General features: G+C 41.1%; 7 protein-coding genes and 2 pseudogenes. 5 read left to right on the top strand and 4 right to left on the bottom strand.

Annotated features, from left to right (window positions below):
- The 5 genes and pseudogenes from PX481_RS06245 to PX481_RS06225 all read left to right on the top strand — a co-directional run.
- Window positions 1–134: pseudogene (locus PX481_RS06245) on the top strand (IS630-like element ISMae24 family transposase); the annotation flags it as partial.
- A gap of 59 nt (window positions 135–193) precedes the next feature.
- Window positions 194–958, top strand: a complete 765-nt coding sequence (locus PX481_RS06240) for a hypothetical protein (protein WP_288027499.1) — start codon at window positions 194–196, stop codon at window positions 956–958.
- A 345-nt stretch (window positions 959–1,303) separates the two neighbouring features.
- Window positions 1,304–3,610 carry a sensor histidine kinase gene (locus PX481_RS06235; protein ID WP_002758487.1) on the top strand — a complete coding sequence of 769 codons (2,307 nt, stop codon included), beginning with the start codon at window positions 1,304–1,306 and terminating at the stop codon, window positions 3,608–3,610.
- Window positions 3,549–3,995, top strand: a complete 447-nt coding sequence (locus PX481_RS06230) for a response regulator (protein ID WP_002758488.1) — start codon at window positions 3,549–3,551, stop codon at window positions 3,993–3,995. Before PX481_RS06235 ends, PX481_RS06230 begins: the two co-directional genes overlap by 62 nt.
- Window positions 3,996–4,033: 38 nt before the next feature.
- Window positions 4,034–4,168, top strand: a complete 135-nt coding sequence (locus PX481_RS06225) for a hypothetical protein (RefSeq protein WP_288094010.1) — start codon at window positions 4,034–4,036, stop codon at window positions 4,166–4,168.
- Here PX481_RS06225 and hpsO read toward each other — a convergent pair.
- The 4 genes and pseudogenes from hpsO to PX481_RS06205 all read right to left on the bottom strand — a co-directional run.
- The gene (gene hpsO, locus PX481_RS06220) at window positions 4,154–5,323 is read right to left on the bottom strand and encodes a hormogonium polysaccharide biosynthesis glycosyltransferase HpsO (RefSeq protein ID WP_002758136.1); all 1,170 of its coding nucleotides are present in this window, start codon (window positions 5,321–5,323) and stop codon (window positions 4,154–4,156) included. The genes PX481_RS06225 and hpsO overlap by 15 nt on opposite strands.
- Entirely contained in the window at window positions 5,320–6,315 is a 996-nt protein-coding gene (gene hpsN, locus PX481_RS06215) for a hormogonium polysaccharide biosynthesis glycosyltransferase HpsN (protein WP_002758135.1), read from the bottom strand. The genes hpsO and hpsN overlap by 4 nt, the downstream gene beginning before the upstream one ends.
- 116 nt (window positions 6,316–6,431) lie before the next feature.
- Window positions 6,432–8,159 (bottom strand): hormogonium polysaccharide biosynthesis protein HpsL, encoded by a 1,728-nt coding sequence (hpsL, locus tag PX481_RS06210; protein ID WP_288024169.1) that lies wholly within the window; start codon window positions 8,157–8,159, stop codon window positions 6,432–6,434.
- A 59-nt stretch (window positions 8,160–8,218) separates the two neighbouring features.
- Window positions 8,219–8,882 (bottom strand): annotated as a pseudogene (locus PX481_RS06205) (RRXRR domain-containing protein); the annotation flags it as partial.

Here is an 8,882-nt window from a genome sequence, read left to right as displayed (position 1 = left end):
TTGAAATATTATGGAGATTTTTAAAATATGAATGGATTGAATTTAGCGCCTATAAAGACCGAAAGAGCCTCCTCGCTTACGTTAAAAAAGTGCTGGACAATTTTGGAGGCGAGTATGTAATTAATTTTGCCTAGGTACTTAGGTTACAATATTATTGTTCTATATATCACCTATCTAGCCTTTGATAAAATTTATGGAATCATCTACTCTACCGATTCATAATCCAGCCGAACGTTTATTAATTATCCTACAAAGATGTTCTCCAGACGAAACTGACGAATCAGTTCAAGCAGTTTTAGCAAGAGCAATGGAAGTGAAAAATGACACTGATTCTGTTCAGAAAGGGTTGATTCAATTACTACAGCTTATTTATCATATAGAAGATCAACTACAATATTTTCCTTCAAGAAAACAGTCTTCCTATAAAGAACTTATGAAACAAATTAAGGATGAATTAATTAGTGTATTTTCAAGACTTGAAATGTCTTGGTCAAATTCTTTCTTACAGCCATTAAACTCTCCTGACTGGTACGCTCTACATTGGCTTCCTTCTTGTGTAGAAGATTTTGAGGAAATATATTTAAGCAAAGAGGATTTGAACAGGTTAAGGGAAGAAATCTTAGGTTTAATTCAAATGATTGACGATAGCAAAATTACGCAAGAGTTTAAACAATTTCTGCTGATTAAATTAAATGAAGTCCTAGAAGCTCTTAACAAATTTTACATCGTTGGCTATAATGGTCTTCGCAAGGAAATTTTGGCTACCCTCACCGAGGTGGGAATTAATCAAGTCGAAGGTGAAGATAAGGAAACCAAGAACAATATATCCCAAAAGTTGCAGGAATTTTTCACAAAAATAGTTCCAGAAAAAGCACAAAAGATTAATCCGCCAATTAGTCTCCTTGTAAATAGTTATAAGCTTGCAGAAATGTTCAAAATTTTACCTCCAGGTAATTAACAAAAAAGGGTTGCTATCATATTTAAATCTTAGATTTTGGTGTGTTACGCTTCGCTAACACACCCTACTGTATATTTTTATTAAGAATTATCTGTCCCTTGTAACATTAAATCTTAATTCTTAACAAATTACCCTAGATTCTCAGAGAAAAACTGATTATAATAAAGGGAACTGAACAGAACTGCTCGATCGATAGATAACTGATTAATTAAAGTTTTATTACTTTTGATGGCCTGGGATTAAGAGAAGTAAATTTATTCTTGATCGCTCCCTGAAAGTGAGAAGAAATAGTTTTAATAAACAAAGAGTTTTCAACTTGGCAAAAATCCTCTGGGGGCAATACACATGGAAGTTCTAACCGAGACAATTAACCCAACTTCGATCGAACGGGAACCGATCCATCTCTATAACCGAATTCAACCGCACGGGGTGCTTTTAGTTCTCAGCGAACCGGAGCTAAAAGTCAGCCAAACTAGCAGTAATAGCCGCAGTTTATTGGGTATTTCTCCGGGGGAAATTATCGGTAAAACCCTAGAGGAAATCTTCGATCCCTTTCAGATCGATCCTCTAAAATCAGCCATAGAAAATAACGATTTTGATGCTATCAATCCCTCCAAAATTTGGGCGCGGGTTAAAGGGGATGATTTTGCTGTCTTTGATGCTATTTTTCACCGCAACGCCGAACAAATGCTGATTTTAGAGTTAGAACCAGCTATTTCCTATGAAAACATTCCTTTCCTGAGATTCTATCACCTAGCCAAAACTTCGATCGATAAACTTGAAGCCACCCGTAGCCTGAAAGATTTCTGTAATATCATCGTTAAAGAAGTGCGAAAAATGACAGGATTCGATCGAGTTATGTTATACAAATTCGACGAAGAAGATAACGGTGATGTGATAGCAGAAGACAAAATAGAGCAACTAGAACCCTATCTCGGTTTACGTTATCCCGCTTCCGATATCCCTCTCCCGGCACGAAATTTATTAAGTGCTAATTGGATTCGACAGATTCCCGATGCTACCTCTGAACCCGTCGATCTAGTGCCTAGTCTTCATCCCGAAACCCAACAACCCTTAAATTTAACCCTGTCCAGTCTTAGAAGTGCTTCTCCCTGTCATTTAGAATACCTGCATAATATGGGAGTGGGAGCATCTCTAACCATTTCTCTGATTGAAAATAAACGTCTCTGGGGCATTATTGCCTGTCATCACCGCACCCCTAAATATGTACCCTACGAACTCCGTAAAGCTTGTGAGTTCTTAGGAAGAGTAATTTTCTCGGAAATATCGGCACGGGAAGAAACCGAGGATTATGACTATCGAGTAAAATTAACCTTTGTGCAATCGCAATTAATCGATTATATGGCGGAAGCTAATAACTTTATTGATGGATTAATTGCCCATAAACCGAATCTGCTCGATCTAACTAAAGCCACGGGAGCTGCTATTTGTTTAGGCGGCAATTATACCTTAATTGGAGTAACACCGAGCGAAGAAGAACTAAATTATCTGATTACTTGGCTAGAAAAAAACGTCCATGAAGATGTTTACTATACCAATTCCTTACCGCGAATTTATGCCGATGCGGGTAAGTTTAAAGACATTGCCAGTGGTTTACTAGCAATTCCCATTTCTAAACGTAATTATCTCCTCTGGTTTCGTCCGGAAGTAATTCAAACCGTGAACTGGGGTGGTGATCCGGGTAAAGCGATCGAAACGACTGCCATAGATGGTGATATTCGTCTCTGTCCGCGTAAATCTTTCTCCCTCTGGAAAGAAACCGTTCGCCTCAAATCTTTCCCCTGGAAAGCAGTAGAAATTAACGCCGCACTAGAATTACGAAAAGCGATCGTCAATATCATCTTAAAACAAGCCGATGAATTGGCCCGTTTAGCGCGGGATTTGGAACTATCAAACGCCGAATTAAAAAAATTCGCCTACGTCGCCTCCCACGATTTACAGGAACCCCTCAATCAAGTCGCCAACTATGTGCAGTTGCTAGAAATGCGCTACACCGAAGAACTGGACGAAGATGCTAAAGAATTTATTACTTTTGCCGTCGAAGGTGTCAGTTTGATGCAAACATTAATAGATGATGTGCTGGCTTACTCGAAAGTGGATATGCAGGCGGTAGAGTTTAATACCATCGATGCTAATCTGGCACTGGAAAAAGCTCTCGCTAACCTGAAAGGGAGAATTCAGGAAAGTCAAGCTATAATCACCGTTGATCCTTTGCCAATTGTCATGGCAGATAAAACCCAGTTAATGCAATTGTTCCAAAATCTCATCGGTAATGCCATTAAATTCCGGGGAAAAGCAACTCCCACTATTCATATTGCTGCCCAACGTCAAGAGGAGGAATGGCTGTTCTCTGTCACCGATAATGGAATTGGTATCGATCCCCGATTTTCCGAACGCATTTTCGTGATTTTCCAACGACTACACACCCGCGACGAGTACCCCGGCACAGGTATGGGTTTGGCGATTTGCAAGAAAATTATCGAGTGTCATCGCGGACGAATTTGGGTAGAATCCCAATTAGGCAAAGGAGCGGTTTTCTGTTTTACAATTCCCCTAGGAGGTAACGAGCGTGAGCGCTGGCGAGGACGTGCCACACAAAATTATCTTATTAGTGGAGGACAGCAAAGCTGATATTCGCCTCATCCAAGAGGCATTAAAAACTAGCACCGTCCCGCACGAATTAGTTATCGTTAGGGATGGTGTCAACGCCATGGATTATCTGCGTCGAGAAGGGGAGTATCTCGATTCTCCCCGTCCTAATCTGATTCTTCTCGATCTGAATTTACCCAGAAAAGACGGACGGGAGGTGTTAGCGGAAATCAAAAACGATCCCAGTTTAAAAAGAATTCCTGTGGTGGTTTTAACCACTTCTCGCAACGAGGAGGATATTTTTTATAGCTATGAACTGCACGTTAATTGTTATATAACCAAGTCGCGCAATCTCAACGATTTGTTCAAAATTGTCAAAAATATCGAGGCTTTTTGGTTAGAAACCGCTACTTTACCCGGGGAGTGAATCATTATCAGTGATCAGTTATCAGTGATCAGTTATCAGTGATCAGTTATCAGTTATCAGTTATCAGGAGTCGGTCGTCAGGAGGCAGGAGGCAGCTTTATTCTCCCCACGCCCTACACCCTACACCCCACACCCCACACCCCACACCCCACTTCCCATCATCGAGGGAGTAATTGTTGATAGAAATCCAATTGTTTTTGAGCGAGGGCTTTATTAGTATAATTGGTCATTACCCTCTGATAACCCCTCTGGCCTAATTCTTGAGCGAAGCTGGGATTATCTAAGAGAGTTTGTATAGATTTAGCCAGTGCCTCCCCATCTTTTTCGGGAAAAATTAAACCCGTATCAGCAATAACAAAGGGGATTTCTCCCGAATCAGAACCAATAACAGGAACCTGACAGGCCATAGCTTCAATTAAGACATGACCGAATTGTTCTTTCCAACCGACGGCAGTTAAGGTTTTGACCTGATAGGTGATTTCTGAAGGCAAAACTAAAGTGTTCATCAGGTTAATATAATTAACTACTTGATCGTGGGGAACACTTTCCACTATCATCAAGCGATCGCTTATTCCTGCGGCTGTAGCTTCGCTGACTATTTTATCTTTCAGGATTCCCCGACCTAACAGTAATAATTTCCACTTACCTGTTAATTTAGCTACAGCTTTAATCAGCGTTATAATGCCTTTCTCTTCCACAAAACGACCGACAAAACCAATCACAAATTCATCGCTTTCAATGCCTAAAGATCGGGCTAAATCGGGTTGCTTGTCAGGGGAAAAAAGGACTTCATCCACTCCTAATTGCGGTAAAACTGTGTATTTACCCCTGTAACCCCGTTCTTTTAAAACATCTACTCCGTCCTGATTACCGGCGATTAAACCATCGGTATTTTTCAGGTTATAAGCTTCTAACCAAGAGATGGGAAATTTAGGAGTATAGGGAAGATTCCACCAAGTAAAAAATACATTTTTAGCCTGGAGATTTAAGAGACGATTCAGAGTAATAAATTGAGCATAAGCGAGAGATTTAGAACCCTGTTCCACTTGAATAATATCGGGTCTAAATTTCTGCAATAAAGGAATTATATCAGCACCAAAAGTTAATAAAGCTTGGTTATTCTGGCTAAAATTAGAGATAGGAATGACTCGGAAATTATCAGCTATTTTCGGTTGACTTTCAATGATTTTATTTTGGACTCCTCCCGGTTGCCAACGTTGGGGAACAACAATAGTAACTTCAATATTGGGATTTAATCTTGTCAGGGCGCGCAGTTTCTCACAGTTGAGATCAACTATATAGGTATGACTAGCGACTAAAATTCTCATAGATTATCTAGTTTTGTATAAATTTGGCCATCATTCCAGAGGGACTTTACTTGAGTTTTCAGAGCATCAAGAAAACCTAAACTATAAAAAATTCCCCTAGAGAGTATTTTAATCGGGGAACCACCTTTATTACAGGGAGGATTGCCAAGAACGTGACAATCAAATAATTTAGCATAGAGTCGCAATTGTTGAGCGGGAGTGAGATTTTTCAGGGCCATCAGAAAGTGATTATGATAAAAAGTCGTCTGATAACTCAAAGAACGAGTGCTAATATCATGACAGCCGCCGGTTTCTTCGCCTAAATGAACCAGATAAGCGGTGGGATCGTACCAGACATGATAGGGAGTCCGGCGTAACCTTAAGCAAAAATCCGATTCCTCGCGCACGGCACTGCCACGAAAGCGTTCATCGAACCAAATGCCGTATTTCGTAAATATATCCTTACGGAAAGACATATTACAGCCCCGGGCTGAGATTACCTGCTGGGGTTTAGTGGTGTGGACAAGATCGATGTAATACCAAGCAATGCCCGGATCCATCGCTTGGGGGGGTAAAAAGTCGATTTCGTAGGGTTTGCCGGTATCTGTCACCATTTTTTGGGAGTCACCCAATTTCATGCGATCAAATACCCGACCGGCCACTACACCTATCTCAGGGTTCTTGACAAAATTCTCACTATGTGCTTTGAGATAATTATCCGGTAGCCGCACATCATCATCGATAAAAAGAACGATATCGCCTTGGGCGCGACGGACTCCATAATTTCTGGCACCGGGTAAACTCGCCCAATCTAGCCGATACCAGCTAATTTTGTGCTGATTAGCCAGATTTTCCAGATAGGATTGTATGGCGGGGCTGTGGGTAGCGGTTTGGTCGATAACTAACACCTCAAAATCGGGATAATCTTGTTTGAGCAGGTCATCGAGAGTATCTTTAAGAGGCTCTTCGCGTCGATAGGTGGGTATGATGACAGAAATCGAGGGAAAATTCATAGCAGGGAATGGGGGAGTGGGGGAGTGGGGAAGTGGGGGAGTGGGGAAATGGGGGAATGGGGGAATTTCCACTAAAACCCTAAAACCCCAACACCCTAAAACCCAACACCTATATTTCAAGCTAAAGAAACACCTTTGCGTTTAAATTTTAAGCCCTTTTTGGAGGATTTTGTGGCGGTTTCCCCCGCCAGAATTTTGGCTTCTTTTTCCTGTTTTTCGATCACGGGTAATCTAAAAATTACGCCCGCAAATATCCAGTAATAAACGCCCACAGGATCCGTATCGAGGGCATACCAATAGGGAAGATAGGCAACAAAGAGCAGCAAAACCCAATAACTACCGGCAAAACCCCGCAGAGTGGGATCTTTGAGGGAACGATAGGTGCGGAAGGCCAGATAAACTAGATGGGTCATGAATATCATGTACAAGGCAAAACCAATGTATCCCAACTCGAATAAAACTTTAGTGTGATAGGTTTCCACAAAGGAAATATTACCGAAAACCCTAGCAGAAGCTGTGGCCACACCAAGTCCACGACCTAAAATACCGCCCTGATTACGAATAGCAAAATCCAACTGTTCTTGAATAAAAAGGGTGGGGGGAGCCTGTTGCCAACGGTTGATGGCACTATCGTAGCGTTGTTGGACAAAATCCGGGTCAAGGAAAGAAAAACCGATAGCTAGAAGTAAAGTGGCGGCAAAAATGATCGGCAAAAATCGTTTTAAGTTAGCGATTTGTCCCGTAAGAATCGGGATCAGAAGAATAATTATCAGTACACCAAAGAAAGCTAGTCTTTGCCCAGATATCAATGCATTAATAAAAACTAGGGTTAAACCCACTAGGGCTGCTAGTCGCCATTTTTGGGAAATTTCACTAAAGGCACTGGCATAACAAACTACGGCACTAGAGACCAAAAACCAAGCCCAGTGCCAGGGAGAAACAAAGGTACCTGGTAGGCGGATCATATTCACTTCCGGACTATACACTAATGCCCCACCAACCAAACACCTTGCATCTAAGTGGGCTTTGAATAGTGCATCAGCTACAAAGCCTCTAGTTCCTACACAACGACCGGTTTTCAGCATCCAGTATTGCATTAGTCCTAGGACACAACAAATAATCGCTAAAGTCACTAAAAGACGACTAAAAAATAATAGGGTCGGTTTGTCTTTGATTAAGTAATAAGTGCAGAAGATCAAGGGGACATAACCCAGCAAAACTTTAAATCCTAATATTCCTTGCAGAAAAGTCTCACTTTCCCGACAGGGAATCCCGCCCAAACGACCATCCCTAAAGATACTCATCCCAGCCACGGAATCACAAGTAGGCAGAAATTGTCTCTGCAAATTGACGGCTAATAGACAAACTACACAGAAAACAAAGATTAATAATAGGGTTGTACCTAATTGTTTGGGGACAATAATCGGTAATTGCTTTTTTCGACATTCTAAAACTAAGGCGATTAAAGCGGGTAGATAAAAGATATCTTTACTAAGCTGGAGGATTGAACTACCTCCCAACCAATACACGATAGTGCCAGTGAAGGGGACATAGATAATAAATGCCCAAAGAGCCATGCGAGGATAGCTAAAGGAGAAAACTACTAAAATTAAGGCTAAACTTACTGCAGCTCCTATCGTGGCATCAAATAATAAGCTGAGGGGTAATCCGAGCAAAATTGCTACACAAATAGCAAAAATAACCAACCCCGTTAACTTTTGTTTCTTTTGCCTTTCTTCTTTTTTGAGGGCAAGTTTCTCTTTGATGTTAAGCGGGGGACTATCAGCTTTTGTTTGGCCTTGTTTATTCTTTTTTTTCTGGCGATCAATACTTAGTCTGGTCATCGAAAAACTGGGTCTGAAACCCCGCCCTTTAGCGATAGCGGAGGGCGGCTTTATATAAGTTAGCGAGAAACAATTAAACCGTTAGAACGACGAATTAACTGAATCTTGCTAACAGCTATCTGTCCCAATCGTTGACCATTGGTATCGCTTACAGATAGCTGTTTTTCGGTATCTCCACTGACATAACCAATCCCTTTGGGAGAAGAAACTAAATCTCCTTTACGGAACCCATGTCCTGTGGTAGAGCCACCATATTTACGTCGTTTACCACCTGTAGAAAAAACCATCAGGTGAAGTTGACGACGACTAATAGGAGGACGTTTGATGACAGCAAAGGGAGCGTTCGTTACTTTAACATAACCCTTCCAATCATATCCATGACCATTAGAATTGTGAAATGGCCAATAATCTAAAAACTGAAAACAGGCAAGAGCAATGCCATCGTTAGCATGACTTTCTGGTGATTGTTCTGCTTTATTTTTGGACTTTTCTAGTCCCAAATATTTTCTGAGATTAGAGGTTTGCCAACCAAAGCGAGTATGGACTGTTGCCAATTGAGACAGTTGCTCAATTGCCCATTTCTGTCCGACCATAACCGACGAGAAACCTTTTCCAGACTTAGCTCCTTTTCTACCAGAAGTTAGATCAATATCGGCTTTGATGTACTCAAAGTAAATATCGGTAATTGGATAGATTTTGGTTAGTTCGGAAACGACTCGAAGT

Source organism: Microcystis sp. M53603_WE2 (assembly GCF_030065435.1).
This window is presented reverse-complemented; position numbering and strand designations above follow the sequence as displayed.

Excerpts from the sequence above, each read along its gene's own strand:
- hpsN (WP_002758135.1), bottom strand. The coding sequence starts at position 6,315 with ATGAATTTTCCCTCGATTTCTGTCATCATACCCACCTATCGACGCGAA.
- hpsO (WP_002758136.1), bottom strand. The coding sequence starts at position 5,323 with ATGAGAATTTTAGTCGCTAGTCATACCTATATAGTTGATCTCAACTGT.
- hpsL (WP_288024169.1), bottom strand. The coding sequence starts at position 8,159 with ATGACCAGACTAAGTATTGATCGCCAGAAAAAAAAGAATAAACAAGGC.
- PX481_RS06240 (WP_288027499.1), top strand. The coding sequence starts at position 194 with ATGGAATCATCTACTCTACCGATTCATAATCCAGCCGAACGTTTATTA.
- PX481_RS06235 (WP_002758487.1), top strand. The coding sequence starts at position 1,304 with ATGGAAGTTCTAACCGAGACAATTAACCCAACTTCGATCGAACGGGAA.